This is a genomic window from Staphylococcus sp. EG-SA-2, assembly GCF_017152085.1.
In genome coordinates this window covers 1-464 of record NZ_JACYHC010000265.1, presented here as the reverse complement: position 1 = coordinate 464, position 464 = coordinate 1, and the positions used below count along the sequence as shown (strand labels likewise).

The 464-nt window shown below is 28.9% G+C and carries 1 pseudogene; it reads right to left on the bottom strand.

Annotated elements, in window-relative coordinates:
- Nucleotides 1-251 (bottom strand): annotated as a pseudogene (locus IDG60_RS02595) (superantigen-like protein); the annotation flags it as partial.
- Nucleotides 252-464 lie beyond the last annotated feature (213 nt).

Below are 464 nucleotides of genomic sequence, written 5' to 3'. Positions count from 1 at the left end.
ACTTGGAACTTTTGATTTTGTTGGTTAAAAAGCAAAACGTTAGAGTCATAATAACCTTGACTTTGGCCACTAACATTTGTTAACTCATAACTAGGTCCTGAATAGTATTGATGTAACTTGTTTGTATCATATAAACGGTTCATTTTTTCATACTTTCCTTTTGCATTAACCGATTGATTTTCTGTTATCATTACACTTGTTGTTAATATTCCTAATACAAATATCGCTTTAGCTATCGCTGTAAATTTCATATTCATATGCTCCAATCTTAATATATTGGATTGCTTTTATTACGTAATTTGAATAATACACATTTATTATAAAGGGCATTGAGACAGACTGACATTAACACTCGTTTAATTAAAATTAAATCATGGTTAATGAAGAACTAATTAATATTCAATGGACATCACTTTCAGAAGTAATGTGAATTTTTAGTACGCTCATACCCTGCGTTATAAAAC